The 20,617-nt window shown below is 69.6% G+C and carries 17 protein-coding genes, 1 tRNA gene and 1 pseudogene; 7 read left to right on the top strand and 12 right to left on the bottom strand.

From position 1 onward, the window contains the following. Positions 1 to 12 precede the first annotated feature (12 nt). The gene (locus AMK11_RS12845; RefSeq protein ID WP_073726391.1) at positions 13 to 996 is read left to right on the top strand and encodes a helix-turn-helix transcriptional regulator; all 984 of its coding nucleotides are present in this window, start codon (positions 13 to 15) and stop codon (positions 994 to 996) included. Here AMK11_RS12845 and AMK11_RS12840 read toward each other — a convergent pair. Together AMK11_RS12840 and AMK11_RS12835 are read right to left on the bottom strand one after the other, a co-directional pair. Beyond that, a complete protein-coding gene (locus AMK11_RS12840) occupies positions 959 to 1,996 on the bottom strand; it encodes a helix-turn-helix transcriptional regulator (RefSeq protein ID WP_073726389.1) in 1,038 nt (345 codons plus the stop codon). The two genes, AMK11_RS12845 and AMK11_RS12840, sit on opposite strands and share 38 nt — an antisense overlap. Positions 1,997 to 2,144: 148 nt before the next feature. Then, on the bottom strand, positions 2,145 to 3,254 hold the full coding sequence (locus AMK11_RS12835; protein WP_383579961.1) for a sugar ABC transporter substrate-binding protein: 1,110 nt from the start codon (positions 3,252 to 3,254) through the stop codon (positions 2,145 to 2,147). A gap of 322 nt (positions 3,255 to 3,576) precedes the next feature. Between AMK11_RS12835 and AMK11_RS12830 the strand changes: the two genes are divergently transcribed. Further along, positions 3,577 to 4,128, top strand: a complete 552-nt coding sequence (locus AMK11_RS12830) for a hypothetical protein (protein WP_073726385.1) — start codon at positions 3,577 to 3,579, stop codon at positions 4,126 to 4,128. A gap of 68 nt (positions 4,129 to 4,196) precedes the next feature. Here the strand turns inward: AMK11_RS12830 and AMK11_RS12825 are convergent, their stop codons facing one another. The 5 genes from AMK11_RS12825 to AMK11_RS12805 all read right to left on the bottom strand — a co-directional run bounded on the left by AMK11_RS12825 (position 4,197) and on the right by AMK11_RS12805 (position 9,647). Next, positions 4,197 to 4,646 carry a heat shock protein transcriptional repressor HspR gene (locus AMK11_RS12825; protein ID WP_073726383.1) on the bottom strand — a complete coding sequence of 150 codons (450 nt, stop codon included), beginning with the start codon at positions 4,644 to 4,646 and terminating at the stop codon, positions 4,197 to 4,199. 5 nt (positions 4,647 to 4,651) lie between these two features. After that, a complete protein-coding gene (gene dnaJ / locus AMK11_RS12820) occupies positions 4,652 to 5,851 on the bottom strand; it encodes a molecular chaperone DnaJ (RefSeq protein WP_073726381.1) in 1,200 nt (399 codons plus the stop codon). Between the two features lie 42 nt (positions 5,852 to 5,893). Next, positions 5,894 to 6,568 (bottom strand): nucleotide exchange factor GrpE, encoded by a 675-nt coding sequence (gene grpE / locus AMK11_RS12815; protein WP_073726379.1) that lies wholly within the window; start codon positions 6,566 to 6,568, stop codon positions 5,894 to 5,896. Then, entirely contained in the window at positions 6,565 to 8,421 is a 1,857-nt protein-coding gene (gene dnaK / locus AMK11_RS12810) for a molecular chaperone DnaK (protein ID WP_073726377.1), read from the bottom strand. Before dnaK ends, grpE begins: the two co-directional genes overlap by 4 nt. 95 nt (positions 8,422 to 8,516) lie before the next feature. After that, entirely contained in the window at positions 8,517 to 9,647 is a 1,131-nt protein-coding gene (locus tag AMK11_RS12805) for an MraY family glycosyltransferase (protein ID WP_073726375.1), read from the bottom strand. A gap of 302 nt (positions 9,648 to 9,949) precedes the next feature. Between AMK11_RS12805 and AMK11_RS12800 the strand changes: the two genes are divergently transcribed. Together AMK11_RS12800 and AMK11_RS12795 are read left to right on the top strand one after the other, a co-directional pair. Then, positions 9,950 to 12,232 (top strand): (Fe-S)-binding protein, encoded by a 2,283-nt coding sequence (locus AMK11_RS12800; protein ID WP_073726373.1) that lies wholly within the window; start codon positions 9,950 to 9,952, stop codon positions 12,230 to 12,232. Positions 12,233 to 12,342: 110 nt separating this feature from the next. Beyond that, entirely contained in the window at positions 12,343 to 13,395 is a 1,053-nt protein-coding gene (locus tag AMK11_RS12795) for a Yip1 family protein (RefSeq protein WP_073726371.1), read from the top strand. A gap of 78 nt (positions 13,396 to 13,473) precedes the next feature. Here AMK11_RS12795 and AMK11_RS12790 read toward each other — a convergent pair whose 3' ends face one another. Next, positions 13,474 to 13,971 carry a phosphoribosyltransferase gene (locus AMK11_RS12790; protein ID WP_073726369.1) on the bottom strand — a complete coding sequence of 166 codons (498 nt, stop codon included), beginning with the start codon at positions 13,969 to 13,971 and terminating at the stop codon, positions 13,474 to 13,476. A 13-nt stretch (positions 13,972 to 13,984) separates the two neighbouring features. Beyond that, a complete protein-coding gene (dcd, locus tag AMK11_RS12785) occupies positions 13,985 to 14,560 on the bottom strand; it encodes a dCTP deaminase (RefSeq protein ID WP_073726367.1) in 576 nt (191 codons plus the stop codon). A gap of 568 nt (positions 14,561 to 15,128) precedes the next feature. Between dcd and AMK11_RS12780 the strand changes: the two genes are divergently transcribed. Both AMK11_RS12780 and AMK11_RS12775 read left to right on the top strand, forming a co-directional pair. Then, positions 15,129 to 15,202, top strand: a tRNA-Gly gene (locus AMK11_RS12780). Between the two features lie 188 nt (positions 15,203 to 15,390). Further along, a complete protein-coding gene (locus AMK11_RS12775; RefSeq protein WP_073726365.1) occupies positions 15,391 to 16,653 on the top strand; it encodes a DUF4365 domain-containing protein in 1,263 nt (420 codons plus the stop codon). 151 nt (positions 16,654 to 16,804) lie between these two features. On the opposite strand, the gene AMK11_RS12770 is transcribed toward AMK11_RS12775, so the two are convergent. Both AMK11_RS12770 and AMK11_RS12765 read right to left on the bottom strand, forming a co-directional pair. Next, positions 16,805 to 17,203 (bottom strand): PIN domain-containing protein, encoded by a 399-nt coding sequence (locus AMK11_RS12770; protein ID WP_073726363.1) that lies wholly within the window; start codon positions 17,201 to 17,203, stop codon positions 16,805 to 16,807. Further along, a complete protein-coding gene (locus AMK11_RS12765; protein WP_073726361.1) occupies positions 17,200 to 17,481 on the bottom strand; it encodes a hypothetical protein in 282 nt (93 codons plus the stop codon). Before AMK11_RS12765 ends, AMK11_RS12770 begins: the two co-directional genes overlap by 4 nt. Positions 17,482 to 18,559: 1,078 nt before the next feature. Here AMK11_RS12765 and AMK11_RS12760 point away from each other — a divergent pair. Further along, entirely contained in the window at positions 18,560 to 19,444 is an 885-nt protein-coding gene (locus AMK11_RS12760; RefSeq protein ID WP_073726359.1) for a universal stress protein, read from the top strand. A gap of 43 nt (positions 19,445 to 19,487) precedes the next feature. On the opposite strand, the pseudogene AMK11_RS12755 reads toward AMK11_RS12760, so the two are convergent. Then, positions 19,488 to 20,530: pseudogene (locus AMK11_RS12755) on the bottom strand (sodium:calcium antiporter). Between the last annotated feature and the right edge of the window lie 87 nt (positions 20,531 to 20,617).

The following is a 20,617-nucleotide window of genomic DNA, read 5'->3' as shown; positions in this document are numbered from 1 at the left end:
AGAGAGTCACGCGTGACCCCACAGGTCCACCACCATGGAGCGGAGGAGTTGTGTGATGCGGGCCTGGAGCTTTACGCCCGCGCACTACGAGACGGGCACCTCCCCAGCGCCGAGGCGGCGACGGCACCCTGCCTGATCGACAACGGCATCCTCCAGCCCGCGATCGATGACCTGGACCGGCTGGAGCCCGTCGCTCCGACTGTCGCGCTGCAGCGCCTGCTCCGTTCCGCAGAGGAGCGCATCTCGGTCGAACGACGTCGCGGACAGCGACTGGCAGACGCCTTCGAGCCGCTCATGCGCCTCGAGCGTCGAGCCGTCGGCGGTGAGGAGAGCCCACACCTGAGACTCCTCGGCAGCAAGGAGCAAGTCGGCCAGGCCATCTCCGAAGCCATGGCCGAGGGCAAGCACCAACTCCTCGCCATCCAGCCGCACGAGGGTTTGGTCGTTCCGCCCTTCCGCTACCACGAAGCTGCCATGGAGCGGGACCAGGCGTTCCTCGACAATGGTGGTCGAGTCCGAGCCCTGTACCAGCACACCGTCCGCCATGCGCCTTTGATCATCGGGCGATACGAACGTCTTCGGGGGGATGTGGAGGCGCGGACCCTCGACCAGGTCACCAACCGGCTGATCATCGTGGACGACACGGTCGCTTTCATCCCCGCCAGCGCCGACCGCTCACTCGCCCTCGAAGTCCGCCACCCCGCACTGACCGCCTACTTCATCAACACCTTCGACCGCCTCTGGCATCTCGCCACCCCCATGCACCCCCAGGCTGTCCAACAGCCCACCGTCAACGGCGTCACCCCCCGCCAACGCGCCATAGCCGCCCTCCTCATCGAAGGCCACACCGACAACGTCATCGCCGAACGCCTCGGCATGAACGTCCGCACCGCCCGCGTCCACATCGCCAAACTCGCCGCCACCCTCGGCAGCGAAAGCCGCGCGCAGCTCGGCTACCTCATCGGGCAGTCGGGGATTCTTGACCCGGAAGGATGACGGGGGAGGCCACCGCGCGAGGGGAGCCGTCCAGGCCTGCCTGGGCGATGCGTACCCCCAGCTGCGTCCGGCTCGCCGCGCCCAAGGTCTCCGAGAGGCGGGCGATGTGGGCGCGGGCCGTGCGGACGCTTATGCCGAGGCGTTCCGCGATGACCGCGTCCTGGTGGCCTTCCGCCAGCAGCGCCGCGATGGACTGCTCGCGGTGGGAGATGCCCTCGATGCCGGTGTCGGGGAGGGGGGCGGTGAGCGGGATCGCCAGGCGCCAGAGGCGTTCGAAGACCGTCACCAGGTAGGCGATCAGTGCGGGATGGCGTAGTTCCAGCGCCATCGTGCGGTCCGTGTTCGCCGGTACGAACGCCACCGTCCGGTCGAAGAGGATGAGGCGGTCGATCACCTCGTCCAGCGTGCGGGCCTCGACCGCGTCGCCCATCAGCTCCAGGTAGTTGAGCAGGCCCTGGCCGTGCCGGGCGACGTGCGTGTACAGGTCCCGCATCCGCACCCCGCGCCCGCGCAGCGCCAGCGCCCGGTGCAGGCCCTCGGAGAGCTCCGCCTCGCGCCGGATGCCGCCGGGCTGCACGGTCAGGACCTCCGTCGTGCAGGCCTGCGTCGCCTCGTCCATCGCGGCCTGGATGCGGGCCAGGCCGTCGAGGACGCGGATCGCCGTGCCCTCCGTGCCGGCGGCGGGCCGGGACCGGCCGTCCAGGCCCGCGTACCACTCGAAGGCCTCCACCGCCGAGCCCACCCGCCGCTGGCTCGTGCTGACCTCGTCGTAGAGCCCGCGCAACAGCCGGGTCATGACCTCCTGCGGAGAGGTCGGCACCAGCCAGTCCATGTCGTCGGGGTCCGGGTGCAGCAAAGCCAGTTCGAGGAGGCAGGGGACCGGCTCGGCGTCCCGGCGGGGCACCCGGCCACGTCGTACGGCCCTGGAGTACACGCGGTCCCCGGCCGCGCACAGCCGGTCGGCACCGTGTGGATGCTCCTGAGCCCCGTGCCCGGCCATCGCCCATCCCACCCCCGGTTTCGGCCCTTCCGCAGCGCAACTATGCGCGGCCGGGACCGGGTCCGCAACACGGCTCGGGGCAGGAGGGCGGCCGGAAACGCCCGTTACGGCCGGTACGCCGAGGGTGCTGCCGGACCCGTACCGAGACCTACTTCAGCCCGATCTCCGCGCACTCCGCCTCGAACTTGGCCGTGCAGATGTCGGAGACCTTGTAGAAGCCGTCCGCGATGACCGTCTCCTTGATGTTGTCCTGGGTCAGGGCGACGACGGGGACCAGCTGGGCGGGGATGCCCTTGTGGGTGGGGCTGTCGACCCGCTCGCGGGCGAGGGCGTCGAACTGGATGTCCCGGCCCTGGACACGGGCCACGGCCATCTCCGCGGCGTGCTCCGCCTCCTGCGGGTAGGACTTGTACACGCTCATGTACTGCTCGCCGGTGACGATCCGCTGCACCGCCGACAGCTCCGCGTCCTGGCCGGTGATGGGCGGCAGGTCGGTGACGCCCGCGTCCTCCAGGGCGTCGATGATTCCGCCGGCCATGCCGTCGTTGGCGGAGTAGACGCCCGCGATGTTGTTCTTGCCGATCTTCTCGATCGCCTCGGCCATGTTCGCCTCGGCGTTCTCCGGCTTCCAGTCCTTGGTGTCGAAGGACTGGGCGATCGTCACCTTGCCGTTCAGCTCGGACATCGCGCCGGCCTTGAACTGCTTGGCGTTGGGGTCGGTGGGCGAACCGTTCATCATGACGATCTTGTCGGAGCTGTCGGCGTCCTCGCCGAGCGCTTCGAGGAGGGAGCGGCCCTGGACCTCGCCGACCAGCTCGTTGTCGAAGGAGATGTAGGCGTCGATCGGGCCCTCGGCCAGCCGGTCGTAGGCGATGACCGGGATGCCGGCGTCCTTGGCCTTCTGCACGCTGTCCCCGATGGACTTGGCGTCGACCGCGTCCAGGACGATGACGTCGACCTTGTCGTCGATCATCTGCTGCATCTGGTCGGCCTGCTTGGACGAGCTCGCCTCGGCGTTGGCGTACTTGACGTTGCCCTGGTCGCGCGTGAGGTCGGCGACCTTCGCCTTGAAGAAGGGGTAGTCGAACTGCTCGTAGCGGGTGTTCGCCTTCTCCGGGAGGAGGAGGCCCACGGTGATGTCGTTGCCCTTGGTCGGGCTCGCCTCGTCACTGCTCTCCGAGGCACCGAGCGTGCCGCAGCCGGCGAGCATGAGGGACATGGAGGTGGCGGCCACGGTTATGGCGGTACGACGACGCATGCGAGGGCTCACTTCATGTGCGAATCGGGACGTGGGCACAGCAGTGCGGCCCATGTGACTGAAAAGCCAACGCTTTGGCCACCACCGGCGTCAAGGGGAACCACTTAACGAGATGGGCACAGTACGTTCCGCTCAACTGACGGAGACAATGCGGACGTACTGCGGAGGTCTGCCGGAGCTGCGCACACTGGCTGGTCACGCCCCACACACACCTGTGCGCACGCCCACGGGAGCGACCTTGGGCGGCACGGAAACGGAGGGCCGGGCGAATGCGTCTGACGTACTGACACCCGCCGGGACCGCACAGCTGAGGAACGCACGCATGGGGCACCACACGGACCACACGGACCACACGGACGGCACGAACGGCACGGAGAGCGTCGCCGAGGACGAGCGCTTCGGCGCCGTGACCGTCCGACTGGACACCGGCCGGGGCGAGGTCGTCGTCGAGGGCGGGGCGGTGCCCCGCGTCGAGCTCCGCCGCGAGGGGCCGGAGGACGACGGGCACGTTCCCGTCGGCACCCGGGACGGGGACCGGCTCGCTCTGACCGTCGACGGCGAGGAGGCCGTGGTGGACCCGTCGAAGGGGCGGCTGACCCGGCGCTCGTTCGCCGTCGACGTCCGGTACGCGGGTGGGGCCTGGCGCCTGGTGCCCGACTCCGTGGCGGGCAGCCGGCTGCTGCGCGGCCGGGAGCACGTCGGGGACTTCGTCTCGCAGGGCGACGGGCGGGTGCTGGCCGAGTGGCGCGAGGGCGCGGAGCCCAAGGCGCTGGACGCGGCCCTCGGCTACGCGCTGGCCGCCGCGTTCGGCACCGGCGCCCACCCCATGTGGCTGCTGGCCGCCGACGCGATCGGCGACATCGTCCCCGGCTGACGGCTGCGCAGACGGAAAGGGGCCCGGGGTCCGTGCGTGCACGAACCCCGGGCCCCTTCGTCCGGCCGTCAGTCCGACTGCTGCCGCTTGGGACGCCACACCACCAGCGCGCTGGTCTGCTGGACCTCCTGGTACGGGACCAGGTCACGGCGGTAGGAGGCGTGCACCGCCGCCTCCCGCTGGCGCATCGCCGTGGCGGCGCCGTCGAGGGCGTCCTGCATCTCGGCCAGCCGCGCCTGGAGGGCGGCGACCTGGTTCTCCAGTTCGATGATGCGCTTGATGCCGGCCAGGTTGATGCCCTCGTCCTGCGACAACTGCTGCACCGTGCGGAGCAGTTCGATGTCGCGGGCCGAGTAGCGCCGGCCGCGCCCGGCCGTGCGGTCCGGGGAGACCAGGCCGAGACGGTCGTACTGGCGCAGGGTCTGCGGGTGCAGACCGGAGAGCTGGGCAGCCACCGAGATGACGTAGACCGGGGTGTCCTCGGTCAGTTCGTACGGGTTGCGTCGACGACCGTCCATTCCCGTCAAGCTCCCTTCGCGGCCTGGAACAGCTCCGCCCGCGGATCCTCGTCCGCGGTCGCCTCGCGATACGCCTCGAGCGCGTCACGAGCCTTCCCCGTCAGGTCCTTCGGAACACTCACCTCGACGGTGACCAGGAGATCGCCGCGGGTGCCGTCCTTGCGGACCGCGCCCTTGCCCCGGGCGCGCATGGTGCGGCCGTTGGGCGTGCCCGCCGGCACCTTCAGCGTGACCGGCGGACCGCCGAGGGTCGGGACCCGGACCTCGCCGCCGAGGGCCGCCTCCGCGTACGTCACCGGGACGGTGACCGTGAGGTTGTCGCCCCGGCGTCCGAAGACGGGGTGCTCCTTGACGTGCACGACCACGTACAGGTCGCCCGCCGGTCCGCCCCGCTCGCCCGGCGTGCCCTTGCCCCGCAGCCGGATGCGCTGCCCGTCCGACACCCCGGCCGGGATGCGGACCTGCATCGTCCGGGAGGACTTGGCGCGTCCGGAGCCCTTGCAGACGTCACAGGGGTCCTCGGCGATCAGGCCGCGGCCCTTGCAGTCGGGGCACGGGTCGGTGAGCGAGAAGCCGCCGCCCGAGCCCCGGGCGACCTGCCCGGTACCGACGCAGGTCGGGCACACGCGCGGCGTGCCGTTCTTGTCGCCGGTGCCCGAACAGGCCTTGCAGGGTGCCTGCGAGGACATCCTGAGCGGGACCGTGGCGCCCTCGATGGCCTCGGTGAAGCTGAGGGTGACCTCGGACTCGATGTCCTGGCCGCGGCGCGGCTGGGTGCGCGTGCCGGTGCCGGGTCCGCCGCCGGTGCGGTTGAACAGGCCTCCGAAGACGTCACCGAGGCCGCCGCCGAAGCCGCCGGCGCCGCCCTGGCCGCCCCCGCCCTGGGCGCCGCCTCCGAAGAGGTCGCCCAGGTCGAAGTTGAAGGTGCCGCCGCCGCCCGCGCCCGGCCCCGGGCGGAAACCGCCGTTGCCGAAGAGGGCGCGGGCCTCGTCGTACTCCTTGCGCTTCTTGGGGTCGCCGAGGATGTCGTTGGCCTCGGAGATCTCCTTGAAGCGCTCCTCCGCCTTGACGTTCCCCTTGTTGGCGTCCGGGTGGTTCTCGCGGGCGAGCTTCCGGTACGCCTTCTTGATCTCGGCCTCGGTGGCGTCCTTGGGGACGCCGAGAACCTTGTAGTAGTCCTTCTCGATGAAGTCCTTGGTACTCATCCCCGACGTCCCTCCTCTCGCGCCTTATGCGTCACTTCGAGCTCAGCCCTCGTCCGGGCCACCGCTCTCCTTGGCCCCGGCGTCGTCCTTCGAGTCGGCGTCCTGTGCCTCCGTCGCGTCCTCGGCCGGCTTGACCGTCTGGGCGCCGGGCTGCGGCTCGGCCACCGCCACCCGCGCGGGGCGGATGGTGCGCTCGCCGATCCGGTACCCGGGCTGCAGGATCGCCACGCAGGTCGTCTCGGTGACGTCCGGTGCGTAGGAGTGCATCAGGGCCTCGTGGATCGTCGGGTCGAAGGGCTCGCCCTCCTTGCCGAACTGCTGGAGGCCCATCTTGGCGATGACCGACTCCAGCGACTCCGCGACCGACTTGAAGCCGCCGACGACCTCACCGTGCTCCCGGGCGCGGCCGATGTCGTCGAGCACGGGAAGCAGTTCGGACAGGAGGTTCGCGACGGCGATCTCCTTGACCGCGACGCGGTCCCGCTCCACCCGGCGGCGGTAGTTCTGGTACTCGGCCTGGAGGCGCTGGAGGTCGGCCGTGCGCTCGTTGAGCGCCGTGCGCGTCTGGTCCAGCTGGGCCACCAGGCCCGCGTTCTCGCTCGCGTCCCCGGCCGGGGCCGCCCCCTCTTCGGAGGCGGCCTGCGGCTCGGCGTCTTCAGGGGCGGCGCCGGAGGGGACGTCGGGCTTCTCGTCGAAACCCGGGGTCTCCTCCGTCACGCGGCACCGTCCTTGCGCTCGTCGTCCACGATCTCGGCGTCGACGACGTCGTCGTCGGCGGCCTTGTCACCGGCCTGGGCGCCCGCGCCGGGAGCCTCGCCGCCGGCGGCCTGCGCGCCCTGGGCGTCGGCGTACATGGCCTGGCCCAGCTTCTGCGAGACGGCGGCGACCTTCTCGGTGGCGGTGCGGATCTCGGCGCTGTCCTCGCCCTTGAGCTTCTCCTTCAGCTCGGCGACGGCGGACTCGACCTCGGTCTTCACCTCACCGGGGACCTTGTCCTCGTTGTCCTTGAGGAACTTCTCCGTCTGGTAGACGAGCTGCTCGCCCTGGTTGCGGGACTCGGCGGCCTCGCGGCGGGCGTGGTCCTCCTCCGCGTACTTCTCGGCCTCCTGGCGCATCCGGTCGACCTCGTCCTTCGGCAGCGAGGAGCCGCCGGTGACGGTCATCTTCTGCTCCTTGCCGGTGCCGAGGTCCTTCGCCGTGACGTGCATGATGCCGTTGGCGTCGATGTCGAAGGCGACCTCGATCTGCGGGACACCGCGGGGCGCCGGGGGCAGACCGGTCAGCTCGAACATGCCGAGCTTCTTGTTGTACGCCGCGATCTCGCGCTCGCCCTGGTAGACCTGGATCTGCACGGAGGGCTGGTTGTCCTCGGCGGTGGTGAAGATCTCCGAACGCTTCGTCGGGATCGTCGTGTTCCGCTCGATCAGCTTGGTCATGATGCCGCCCTTGGTCTCGATGCCGAGGGACAGCGGGGTGACGTCGAGGAGCAGGACGTCCTTGACCTCGCCCTTGAGGACACCGGCCTGAAGGGCGGCGCCGATGGCGACGACCTCGTCCGGGTTGACGCCCTTGTTGGCGTCCTTGCCGCCGGTCAGCTCCTTGACGAGCTCGGCGACGGCGGGCATGCGGGTGGAGCCGCCGACGAGAACGACGTGGTCGATCTCGGACAGCTGGATGCCGGCGTCCTTGATGACGTTGTGGAACGGCGTCTTGCAGCGCTCCAGCAGGTCGGACGTCAGCTGCTGGAACTGGGCGCGGGTGAGCTTCTCGTCCAGGTGCAGCGGGCCCTCGGCGGACGCCGTGATGTAGGGCAGGTTGATCGAGGTCTCGGTGGACGAGGACAGCTCGATCTTCGCCTTCTCGGCGGCCTCGCGCAGACGCTGGAGCGCCATCTTGTCCTTGCCGAGGTCCACGCCGTGGCCGGACTGGAACTGCTTGACCAGGTAGTCGACGACGCGCTGGTCCCAGTCGTCACCACCGAGGTGGTTGTCACCGTTGGTGGCCTTCACCTCGACGACACCGTCGCCGATCTCCAGCAGCGAGACGTCGAACGTACCGCCACCGAGGTCGAAGACGAGGATGATCTGCTCGTCCTTGTCGAGGCCGTACGCCAGCGCGGCGGCCGTCGGCTCGTTGACGATGCGCAGGACGTTGAGGCCCGCGATCTCGCCGGCCTCCTTGGTGGCCTGGCGCTCGGCGTCGTTGAAGTACGCCGGGACGGTGATGACCGCGTCGGTCACCTTCTCGCCCAGGTAGGACTCGGCGTCCCGCTTCAGCTTCTGCAGCACGAAGGCGCTGATCTGCTGCGGGTTGAAGTCCTTGCCGTCCAGGTTGATCTTCCAGTCGGTGCCCATGTGGCGCTTGACCGACCGGATGGTCCTGTCGACGTTCGTGACCGCCTGGCGCTTGGCCACCTCGCCGACCAGCACCTCGCCGTTCTTGGCGAAGGCGACGACGGACGGCGTGGTCCTGGCGCCCTCGGCGTTGGTGATGACGGTGGGCTCGCCGCCCTCCAGAACGCTGACGACGGAGTTAGTCGTGCCCAGGTCGATGCCGACCGCACGTGCCATGGTGAATAACCTCCAGCTGACTTGAGTGGAACAGGCTCAAGTGTGCACGACCCCGCTGGCTGGGTCAACAGAGGTGAGTCAGCCAGACTCAACTCTTATCCGTTCCTTACACGCAATGGCGCTCTGACCTGCGGGTTCTCGACACCTCGGGTCTGACGAACCGGAAAAATCGCCCGCTGCGGCGCCTTCTGGGGGGACGCGACGCACGGCACCGCGGTTGCCCCTGAGGGCGCCCGGGAAACGGCACGCGCCCGGCGCGCCGGCCCGTACACCCGTACGCGCGACAGCGCCGCCACCGCGACGACCGCGCCGCCCGCCACCCACAGCACCGCCACCCGGCCGGCCCATCCGGTGTGCACGAGCACACCCACGAGCACCCCCGCGAACGAGGCCGCGCCGAGTACGGCCACCGCGCCCTGCGGGGTCAGCCCGAGCCGGCGCAACCGGTGGGCGAGATGGTCGGGCCCGCCCCGCAGCGGGGGCCGCCCGGCCAGCCGGCGGGAGAGGAGGACGAGGGCGGCGTCGGCGCCCGCCACCGCGGTCAGCGCGAACAGCACCCCCGCCCCGGCCCCGGGATCGTGGCCCGCGCGGGTGAACACCGCCGCTCCCGCCAGCAGGAAACCCGCGAAGAGCGAACCGCACGCCCCGAGCGCGACCCGCGCGGGGTGCCAGTTGTGCAGCAGGAACCCGGTCAGCGCGGCGGCCAGCACGCTCAGCAGCACCGCGAGCGCGTCCATCACCTCGGCGGCGGCACAGGCGGCGACCCCGAAGGCCGTCACGACCGCCACCGTGCCGGCCACCCCGTCGGCGTGGTCGAGCCCCTGGAAGGCGGCGGCGGCCAGCGTGATCCAGACCACGGCGAGCCCTCCGGCCACCGGCCCGGTCACGCCGTACGGCACCACGCATGCCGCCGCCACGGCGCTGCCGGCGACCACCCACCGCCGCCGCAGCCGCCACACGTCGGCGGCGAGGCCGAGCGCGCCGACGGCGACGGCCGCCGTCAGCAGCCGCCCGACCGCCGGACCGAGCGGCACGACGCCGGTCCACTCACCCGCCCACGCGACCAGCCCGGTCACGAGGACGACGGCCGCCCCGCCGAGCAGGGGGACGGGCCGACGGCGGCGCCGGTCGACGAGGGCGAGGCGCAGGGCGGGCGCCCTCAGCAGCCCCGTGAGCAGGGCGGCGAGGAGGAAGGAGGCGGTGGCGGCGGCGATCCCGTAGAGCACGGGGCATAAACTATGCCGAATATCACGAATTGCTATGAATGGCACCCTGGACCGGCGTGGCGCCCGGGCAGTCGGCACGGACGACCGGCCCCTGCCGACCGGCCCGCCCGTCGCCCCGACGCGACCGGGCCGGTCAGGGTTGCCTCAGCGACGCAGATCACCGCACGTCCGACTACAGTGCGGCGGAGGATGGGGGTAGTCTCAGACAGACTGATTAAGTTACCGCTTAGTAATACCGATACCGAGGTGTACTGAGCGCAATACCGCCCCTTCGCAACCTCGCAGGCCCGAGGAGCCCCCAAATGCAACTCGCCGCGATCATTGTGTCGCTGGTCCTGATCGTGGTCGGCGTGGCACTGTTCGGCCGCGCCGTCCTGCAGATCTACAACTCCATGCGGCTGGGCCAGCCCGTACCGGCCGGAACGCGGACCGACGAACCCGTGCAGCGCACGGTCACCGTGGTCCGGGAGTTCCTCGGCCACACCCGGATGAACCGCTGGGGCATCGTCGGGGTGGCGCACTGGTTCGTGGCGGTGGGCTTCTTCTCCCTGCTGCTGACGATCGTCAACGCCATCGGCCAGCTCTTCCAGGCCGACTGGATCCTGCCCGTCATCGGCGACTGGGCGCCGTACAACGTCTTCGTCGAGTTCATCGGCACCATGACGGTGCTCGGCATCCTCGCGCTGATCGTCATCCGGCAGCTCAGCCACCCGCGCAATCCGGGCCGCAAGTCCCGCTTCGGGGGCTCCAACTTCGGCCAGGCGTACTTCGTCGAGGCCGTCATCCTCATCGTCGGCGTCTGCATCTTCATGCTGCACGCCCTCGAGGGCGCCCTGCACCACGTGGACGGCTACGAGGCGTCGTTCTTCATCTCGTACCCGGTCGTCTCCGCCCTCCAGGACCTCGACCTGTCGACCCTCCAGAACCTGGTCTACTTCTTCGCCGGCCTGAAGATCGCGACCTCCTTCATCTGGATGATCACGGTCGCCCTGAAGACCGACATGGGCGTGGCCTGGCACCGCTTCCTGGCCTTCCCGAACATCTGGTTCAAGCGCAACGCCGACGGCGACGTCTCCCTCGGCGCGCTGCTGCCGATGACGTCGGGCGGCAAGCCGATCGACTTCACCGACCCCGGCGAGGACGACGTCTTCGGCGTCTCGCAGGTCGAGCACTTCTCCTGGAAGGGCCTGCTGGACTTCTCCACCTGCACCGAGTGCGGCCGCTGCCAGTCGCAGTGCCCCGCGTGGAACACCGGCAAGCCGCTCTCCCCCAAGCTCCTGATCATGTCGCTGCGCGACCACGCGCACGCCAAGGCCCCCTACCTGCTGGCCGGCGGCGGCAAGACGATGGAGGGCGAGGAGAAGGCGTCCGAGGAGCAGCTGGCGGGCGTCCCCGCGGCGGCCCTCGCGGAGGCCGAGCGCCCGCTGGTCGGCACCCTCGAAGAGAACGGCGTCATCGACCCGGACGTCCTGTGGTCCTGCACCACCTGCGGCGCCTGCGTCGAGCAGTGCCCGGTGGACATCGAGCACGTCGACCACATCGTCGACATGCGCCGCTACCAGGTCATGATCGAGTCGGCGTTCCCGTCCGAGGCGGGCACGATGCTCAAGAACCTGGAGAAGAAGGGCAACCCCTGGGGCCTGGCGAAGAAGCAGCGCCTGGAATGGCTCAAGGAGGTCGACTTCGAGGTCCCGGTCGTCGGCAAGGACATCGAGGACCTCACCGAGGTCGAGTACCTGTACTGGGTCGGCTGCGCGGGTGCGCTCGAGGACCGCGCCAAGAAGACCACCAAGGCCTTCGCGGAGCTCCTCCACATGGCGGGCGTGAAGTTCGCCATCATGGGCGGCGACGAGAAGTGCACCGGCGACTCCGCCCGCCGCCTCGGCAACGAGCCCCTGTTCCAGGAGCTCGGCATGGAGAACGTCATGTCCCTCAACGCCGCCTTCGGCGAGGAGATGGACGACGACGGCAAGGTCGTGCCCGAGTCCGCGAAGCCCAAGTCGGCGAAGAAGATCGTCGCCACCTGCCCGCACTGCCTCAACACCCTCGGCAACGAGTACCCGCAGCTCGGCGGCGACTACGAGGTCATCCACCACACCCAGCTGCTCCAGCACCTGGTCGACGAGGGCAAGCTCACCCCGGTCACCCCGGTCGAGGGCATCATCACCTACCACGACCCGTGCTACCTGGGCCGCCACAACAAGATCTACACGCCCCCGCGCGAGATCATCGCCTCCGTCCCCGGCGTCCGCAACGAGGAGATGCACCGCCACAAGGAGCGCGGCTTCTGCTGCGGCGCCGGCGGCGCGCGGATGTGGATGGAGGAGCGGATCGGCAAGCGCATCAACAACGAGCGCGTGGACGAGGCCCTGTCGGTCAACCCCGACATCGTCTCGACGGCCTGCCCCTTCTGCCTCGTCATGCTCACCGACTCGGTCAACGGCAAGAAGAACGACGGCAAGGCCAAGGAATCCATCCAGGTCGTCGACGTCGCCCAGCTCCTGCTGGAGTCGGTGAAGACCCCGGCCGACCCGGCCGGCGAGGAGGAGACGGAGAACGAGCCGACTCCGGAGCCGGTGAAGTAACCGCGCCCCTCGGTCCGCCACCGACACCCGGCACCCCCAGGTCCCGCCCGGACCCAGGGGTGCCGCCGTATGAGGGAGCCCTCAGGGCCCTCGGGGACCTCCCGTAGGGGATGTCACAGGTCGGCCGCAAAGGACCCCCCGAACGGCCGGGCCCCGCACGTCACTCTGCGGGACCAGGTACGTTCGAAGGCGTGGCTGGATTCAGGATCGGACGCGGCCGGGACAACGGCGCTCCGCACGCGCGACCGCAAAACCCACCGTACGGACAGCAGGCGCCCCAGGGACCGTCGTACGGCGGTCCCGCGACGCCTCAGCCTCCGTACCCGCAGCAGCCGTACGGAGGCGGCGCCCCCGGCCCCGGCGGCTCACCGTGGCCACAGCCGCACCACGGCGGTCACGGGGGCGGGCCCGGCGGCGGTCACGGCGGCGGTCACGGCGAGCCGGAGTACTTCGGCGACGGCGGATACGGCCAGGGCGGCGGCCCGCACGGCGGCCACGCCCCGCACGACCCCTACGCGGCCAACAACCCGGGCCACACCCAGGCGTTCACGGTCGGCGACGACCCGTACAACCAGGGCGGGACCTACCGGGCCGGCTCCGCCCCGCCGCCCGGCCCCGTCGGCCCGCGCCTGCACTGGAAGGCACTGCTGAAGGGCGTCGTCCTCGCCCCCAACCAGACCTACCTCCAGATGCGGGACTACGCGATGTGGGCGCCGGCGCTCATCGTGACGTTCCTCTACGGGCTGCTGGCCGTCTTCGGCTTCGACACCGCCCGCGAGGAGGCCATCAACGCCACCCTCTCGAACGCGATCCCGATCGTGCTGACGACGGCCGTCGCGATGGTGCTGAGCGCCTTCGTGCTGGGCGTAGTCACCCACACCCTGGCCCGCCAGCTCGGCGGCGACGGCGCGTGGCAGCCGACGGTCGGCCTCTCCATGCTGATCATGTCCCTCACCGACGCCCCGCGTCTGGTCGTCGCGATGTTCGCCGGCGGTGACGCGCCCTTCGTCCAGATCCTCGGCTGGGCCACCTGGATCGCGGCCGGCGCCCTGCTGACCCTCATGGTCAGCCGCTCCCACGACCTGCCCTGGCCGAAGGCGCTCGGCGCCTCCGCGATCCAGCTGATCGCGCTGCTGTCGATCGTGAAGCTCGGTACGTTCTGACGGGACGGCACGGCGTGTGTGAAGGGCCCCCGGCGTCGCGCCGGGGGCCCTTCACCCGCACCATGTCCTTCTCCGCGCTCAGGCGTCGAGAACCTGCCCGGCCCGCCGCACGACGGGCTCCTGCACGGACCACGGGAAGTTGATCCACTGATCGGTCCGCTTCCACACGTACTCGCACTGGACGAGCGAGTGGGACTTCTCATAGATCACGGCGCTGCGGACCTCGGCGACCGTGTCGAGGCAGAAGTCCCGCACCAGCTTGAGCGTCTTGCCGGTGTCGGCGACGTCGTCGGTGATGAGGACCTTCTTCTCGGAGAAGTCGATGACGTTGGGCACCGGCGCGAGCATGACCGGCATCTCGAGCGTGGTGCCGACGCCGGTGTAGAACTCCACGTTCACGAGGTGGATGTTCTTGCAGTCCAGCGCGTACGCCAGCCCGCCCGCCACGAAGACGCCGCCCCGCGCGATGGACAGCACTATGTCCGGCTCGTACCCGTCGTCGGCGACGGCCTGCGCGAGCTCGCGCACGGCGATCCCGAACTGCTCGTAGGTCAGATTCTCCCGAACATCACTCATGCGCGCGTCCTGCTCATACCTGGGTCCGATGGAAGTTGAGGAAGGACCGGGAGGCGGTCGGCCCCCGCTGTCCCTGGTAACGGGACCCGTACCGCTCGCTCCCGTAGGGGTGCTCGGCGGGCGAGGCGAGCCGGAACATGCACAGCTGTCCGATCTTCATCCCCGGCCACAGCTTGATGGGCAGCGTCGCGAGATTGCTGAGTTCGAGCGTCACGTGTCCGGAGAAGCCCGGGTCGATGAACCCGGCGGTGGAGTGCGTGACGAGCCCGAGCCGCCCGAGCGAGCTCTTCCCCTCCAGCCGCGAGGCGAGGTCGTCGGGCAACGTGACGACCTCGTACGTACTGGCCAGCACGAACTCGCCGGGGTGCAGGATGAAGGGCTCGTCCCCCTCCGGCTCGACGAGCCGGGTCAGATCCACCTGCTCGACGGAGGGGTCGATGTGCGGGTACCGGTGATTCTCGAACACCCGGAAGTAGCGGTCGAGGCGCACGTCGATGCTCGACGGCTGCACCATGGAGTCGTCGAAGGGTTCGATGCGGACCCGCCCGGCGTCGATCTCGGCCCGGATGTCCTTGTCTGAGAGAAGCACGCACCGAGGATACGCAAGGCGCGCGGAGCAGCGACAACCGCCGCCGCGCCGCGCGCCGAACCCGCTCTGCGTGTGTGCTACCGCTACTGCTGGCTGTTACTGCTGTTACTGCTGCTGCTACCGCGGTACCGCTGCTACCGCTTCTGCGAACCCACGGGCACGGCACTCCGCAGCCGCGCACAGCGCGGACATCGGACGAGCCGGCCGGGGCCGAGCCGCTCGGCCTGCTGCATCGGGAACGAGGCGGCGGTGAACACGTGCCCATCGGCACAGCGGAGGACGGTGCGATCCATCAAGTCCTTCAAGTCCCTTCCCCAGGAGCCGCGTCTGGCTTGCTACTACCCTGACGACAAAAGCCACAGTACGGGATCAAAGAGACGACTCTCCAGGCGGCACTCCGGCCCCACGCACACCCTCCGCGGGGCCCCCACGGTACGCCCCGACTCCGCACCCCCGCAGCCGCATCACCGCACCGGAACGACCGCAGGCCCCACGGCACGAACACCGGGGGCCAGCGATGAGGTAGAGTGACGGAGCGTCCAGGCACCGACATCGGTCGGCGTCTTTCGCGGGTGTAGTTTAATGGTAGAACATCAGCTTCCCAAGCTGAGAGCGCGAGTTCGATTCTCGTCACCCGCTCCATGAAAAGGCCCAGGTCATGACCTGGGCCTCAGTCGTTTCCGGACTCCTCCTTGCCAGGCCGCTCAGCAGGCGTCGTGCGACCTCCCTCGTTCCGGCCCCGGTGTCATAGGTATGGGGCAGGCTGATCCGGGCAGACACCGGCCTTTCATCCGCGGGGCCGGCGAGGAACCTTCCGGAGGGGGCACGGCATGCCGAAGGTCTCGAAGGGGCGGCGTGTGGGGCAGGCTGCCGTGAACGCGTTGCGCACCCTGCTTGAAGACCACGACCACATCGTTCAAGAGATATCCGGGCAGAACGACTTCGGAGAGGATTTTTACGTCACCTTCGCCGACGACGGACATCTCACGAGCGACACGATCAAGGTCCAGGTCAAGGGTGGGAGCAGCTGGCGCCGAGGCAACGGCTATGCGGTGCCTGTCGACCAGCACGGTGACACCTGGGCGGACGGGAACATTCCTGTCTACTGCGTGGTGCACGACCCGGATACCAGACGACTGCACTGGGCGAACGCCACGCAACAGCTCCGCCGGTCCGGTCCGCTGAACCCTCCGCGTTTCATCGGCGTCAGCCCAAACGCTGTGCTGAACGACGGCACTGTGCCGTTCTTCGTCGCCCAGGCCCGCCGTTACGTCGGACGCTACCGGGGTCGTCAGGCGGTCCTGACCCACCTGAGCGAGATGTCCGGAGTGGAGTTCGATTCGACGGACCACGTCCTGCACTTCGTCAACGGTTTCGACGAAGACCTCATCTTCTGGAAGCGCCCGGGGGACGCGCTGGCGACGCTACTGATGAGCGCGCACGGCTGGGAATCGTACCTCGTCAGTCTGGAATCCCTGCTGCGCTCCGAGGTGGCGCCGCCGGGAGGTGGAGACGGAGATGGCAGTGATTCCGGCAGTCAATGGGGCGACCCCGACCTGTCGACCGCCGAGGAACTGGAGCTGAACCGTGCCGAGATCATGTGGGTGGTCTCGTGCTTCGTCTCCAGTCGGGAGGCTGACGAGCCCACTGAGTGCGAGGGGTGCCCGAGTTGCACGGGCGAAGAGCCGGTGGAGCACGGCAGCATCGAGGCGGATGTTCTCCATGACTACGTCATCGCCCGAATCGTCGAGCGGGTCGAATCGGAGCCCGACCTGCTGAGACGGTCGATCCAGGCCATGCGCGAGGAAGCCGAACTCGATCCGGAGATCCTCAGCGAGCTCGGTCCACTCGAAGCCGATTCAAGCGTCGTGCGCCAAGTGAACAAGCTGAGCCGGGCCACGGTGACGAAGTCGACCGATATCCAACCGGAGGCATTCAGACTGGCCGTTCTCTACTTCATCCACTGCATATACATCGGTGGCCCCTCGCTTCCTCTCGACGAGCAAGTCCGCATCGTCTGGCGCGTGCCGGAGCCCGAGTCCGTGCCCTTCCGGGGGGCTCGGAACAGTGAGGGCTCCGCTACTCGGGTGTAATACGTCCCTGCCCGACGCCGACCACACTGTCGTGCAGCCCGACCCGAGCAGGTCGAGGAGACGCCCCCCAGCCGGCCTGCAGGTTGGGGGGAGACCGCTGAGCCAGAGCCGAGTCCGCACGGCGAGCACCGCTTCTACAAGGCGTCGCGGCTCAGACCTTCTCGGCGCTCAGGCGCGGATGCCCGGCAGTGAGCAGCCCGATGTCTTCCACGTCCGAAGTCAGAATCGTCACCCGGCCGGGATGCTGCAAGGCGGTCGCGCACAGCATGGCGTCGATGGCGTACTTGTGGCCGTGCAGCCCCGCTGCCCGTAGCAAGGCTGCAGCGGAGTGCGCGACGGCCTGGTTCACCGGCTCGACGGCCAGGCGGGACAGGGTCCACTTCAGCGCGGCTTCGTTGATCTTCGGGTGGACCACCTCGACCAGCACAGCAGCTGACGTGACCACTGGCAGGTCCGCGTCGCGAGCCGCCGTCAGCCACTCGTGGATTTCCCGATCACGCTGTACGGCCTTCGCCAGGCCCTCGCTGTCCAGAACCAGGGCACCGCTCACGCGGCCGCCCCAGTCTGCGAATCGCCGCCGGTCAGCCGGGCACGCTTGGCCGCCACGGCCTCGGGATCGGCCGGGCCGTGCTCCTTGTCGAAGTCCGCGATCAGCTCGTCCAGGTTGTCCCGCTCGATCTGCCGGTGCGCCGCCCGCTCCAGGTACGCCGAGACGCCCCGCTTACCGACCCGCTCACGGATCGCCTGCAGAGTTCCGGCGGTCAGAGTGACGGAGATACCGCTAGTGGGGCCGTCGCCTGGCAAGAAGTCAACGTCGTCATCAGACACACCCCGATTATGCCATAGAAAATAGCATAGAGTGTGAGCGCTGTGCGGCCGGACCGCCCTCAACAGATGATCCACTCAGCGGCTCCGGCCTCCTCCTTCCGGAGTTCCGTGACCTCCGCATGCCCGTAGGGGCGGAAAACACGGTCAGCAGCGGTGCAATCGGGACCGCGCGACCATCCAGAGATCCAGATAGATCCAGGTATCTAAGCTGGTCAGGCCCGTGGAGCCAGCGCAAGCGCCGTCGCTTCCCATGCTGAGAGCGCGAGTTCGATTCTCATCACCCGCTCCATGCGGAACCCCCGGGTCGTTGCCCCGGGGGTTATTTGTTCCCTCGCAGAGCCTGTTCCCACAACACCCCAACAGCCCATTGGGGCACCTTCGTTGTCAACGACGGTGTCGTGCCGTCGGTGCACGGCCCGGTCGGTGAGGTAGCGCAGCTGCGCGCCGGCCGTGCCGCCGACGCTCACCAGCGCCCGGTTCACGCGTCGTGCCCCCTGCCCACGTACCGGATGACCTCGCAGTCGTCCAGGATCACCAAGCCCTCCGTGCCAGTACGCGGCGCGTCACCGTCACCGCGAGCCACACTGCCGTGAGCGCCGCTGCCGCCACCGAGAGCCCATGACGTACGTCTCCTACTCGCCGGGCCCTGGTACGCGGGCACACACCACTGCGAGTAGGGACTGTTGGCGGCACCGGTGCCGCGGTTCGGGTGCGGCGAGCCCCACCGCCGCGCTGTGATGCGTGACCACAGCCAAGAACCAGCCTAGCGCCGGGGCCGGCGCCAGGTCCGTCCTCGCGCTGTGATCAGCGCGGCGTACCGGGACGGAGCCGCGGAAACGGAGCCGTAGTGCGTTGCGGGAGCGGGGGCTTGTTCGGCCGGTGGCCGGACGGCCACGAGTGCGTGGACCCGGTCACCCGACGGCGGCGCGTCGCGGCCGCAGGCGGTTCGGTCTGTGGCAAGGGCCCGGGTCCGGAGAGAGGCTGGAGGGGGCGGCATCGATACGGAGAGGGGCTGCTGCGTCGCCGAGGGGTGCCGGCGTCGAGGCTCCGTGTGGTCCGCGGGAACGGGAGCGTGCCGATGAGCGGGCTTGTGGTTGCCGGTGTGGATGGCTCGTCATCGAGTCTTGCGGCGGTCGATGTCGCCGTGAGGGAGGCGCGCCTGCGGTCTGCGGCACTCCATGTGGTGCACGGGTTCACCTGGCCCGCCCTGCACCCGCCGGCCGGTCCGTCTCCGCTGGGCCCGGCACGCGGTGCGTTGCGTGAATCGGTCGAGCACATGGTGTCGGAAGCGGCGCGGCGGGCCAGAGCCCAGGCGCCGGATGTGGAAGTCACCCACGCGGTGGTCGTCGGCGAGGCGCTGGCGGTGCTCGAGGGGCAGTCGCGCGGCGCGACCCTGCTGGTTGTGGGCAACAGGGGGCACGGGCGCCTCGCCGGAGTGCTGGTGGGCTCAGTGGCAGCGCACTTGGCGGCGCACGCGCACTGCCCGGTCATGGTGGTGCGGGGCAGACCCGACCCGGTGGGCCCGGTACTGGTGGGTGCCGACGGTTCGCCGGAGAGCAGGGCAGCTGTGGTGCTCGCCTGCACCGAGGCCGCGATACGCGGCACCGGTCTTCTGGCCCTGCACGTCTGGGGGACCCGGGGGGACCGTACCGAGGTGATGCTCGGGCTGCGGACGGAGGAGGAACACGCGGCCCGGCTCCGAGCGGAGGCGGAACAGGTGCTCACCGACGCTCTGACGGGCTTGAGCGGGTCACGGACAGGAGTGAAGGTGAGCCGCCGCTCGGTGCGGGGCCCCGTCCGTCAGTCGCTGATCGCGGAGAGCGAGGGCGCCCAGCTTCTGGTGGTGGGGGCACGGAGCCACGGCGGCTTCGCGGGGCTGCTGCTGGGGTCCGTCAGCCAGGCGGTCCTGCACCACGCCGGCTGTCCTGTCGTCGTCGTACCGGGCACCGGGAGGAAAGAGTGACCGGGACGGTCGCACAGCCGGAGTGGCCGGCCGGGGCCGGTTCTCAGAAGGCGAGCACGGCGACGGTGCTCGCGTAGACGGCGACGAGCAGCACGCCGTCGAAGCCGATCTTGAGCCAGCCGCGTTTCTGGCGGATGAGGAGGCCGCCGAGCAGCACCGCCGTCATGACCAGGGCTCCGCTCGTGAGGACCAGCTCATCCGGTGCCGCGGCGTGGCACAGGGACCCCTCGCGATAGGCGATGTCGCCGACGACGAGGTTGAGGGCGTCCAGGCAGTTTCCGCCGACGATTGCGGCGATGGCCAGCGTGACGGCTCCGCGCCGGACCGCGGCGATGGACGTGACCGTCTCCGGGAGGGCGTTGACGATGCCCATGAACACAGCCCCCACGAGACCGGCGCTCAAACCCGTGTTCTCCACGATGCCCTCCGCCGCTCGCGCCACCGCCCAGCCTCCGACCATGACGAGGACGGCCACGCCCGCGAACTCGGTCCACAGCCGTGAGGTCCTGTGGCCGGCGAGTCCACCGGTGTCCTCACTCGGGACATCGGGAAGCGTGTCCCCGGTAGGCACCGCGCGCCACATGGGTTCGCTATGGGATCGGATGAGCCGCAGACCGCCGACCTAGAAGGCCACCATCACCACGGACGCCGGATGCAGACCCAGAAACGTGACGGACGGGCTGAACGCCGCCATCAGGGCGATGCCCAGCAAACCGATCAGCAGGCAGCCGAACAGCATGTTGGGCAGCGACGCGGCGGCGTGTTCGAGGTTGACTCTCCGCAGGAAGGCGTCGGCGACGACGAGTGCGAGCGTCTGCGCCGCGATACCGCCCACAGCGTTGCTGTACGCAAGGTCAGGCTGGTCCGCAGCGGCGCTGACCGCCGTCATCACGATGCCCGACAGAGACGTCACAAGGCCGAACAACACCGCGCCGAACAGGGCTTCCCCCCCCAGCCGGTGCGGTCGGCGAGGGCGTCGCCCAGGCCTGCAAGCCGGATACCGCACACCACGGTGACGGCCGTGGCCACGAGGAAGACTCCGATGCTCCAGCTCAGCGGCCAGACGTCGGTCAGCGATGTGAGCATGGACGCCTTTCCCGAGTGCGCGGTAGCGGTGAGCGGTCGACCCGACTGGCTCGTACCACTGAGCGCACTCTCCACACGACGCGCACT

The organism is Streptomyces sp. CB02414 (assembly GCF_001905385.1).
In the GTDB taxonomy this organism is placed as follows: domain Bacteria; phylum Actinomycetota; class Actinomycetes; order Streptomycetales; family Streptomycetaceae; genus Streptomyces.
The sequence above is the reverse complement of the archived record's forward strand: the minus strand, read 5'-3'. Positions and strand labels throughout refer to the sequence as shown.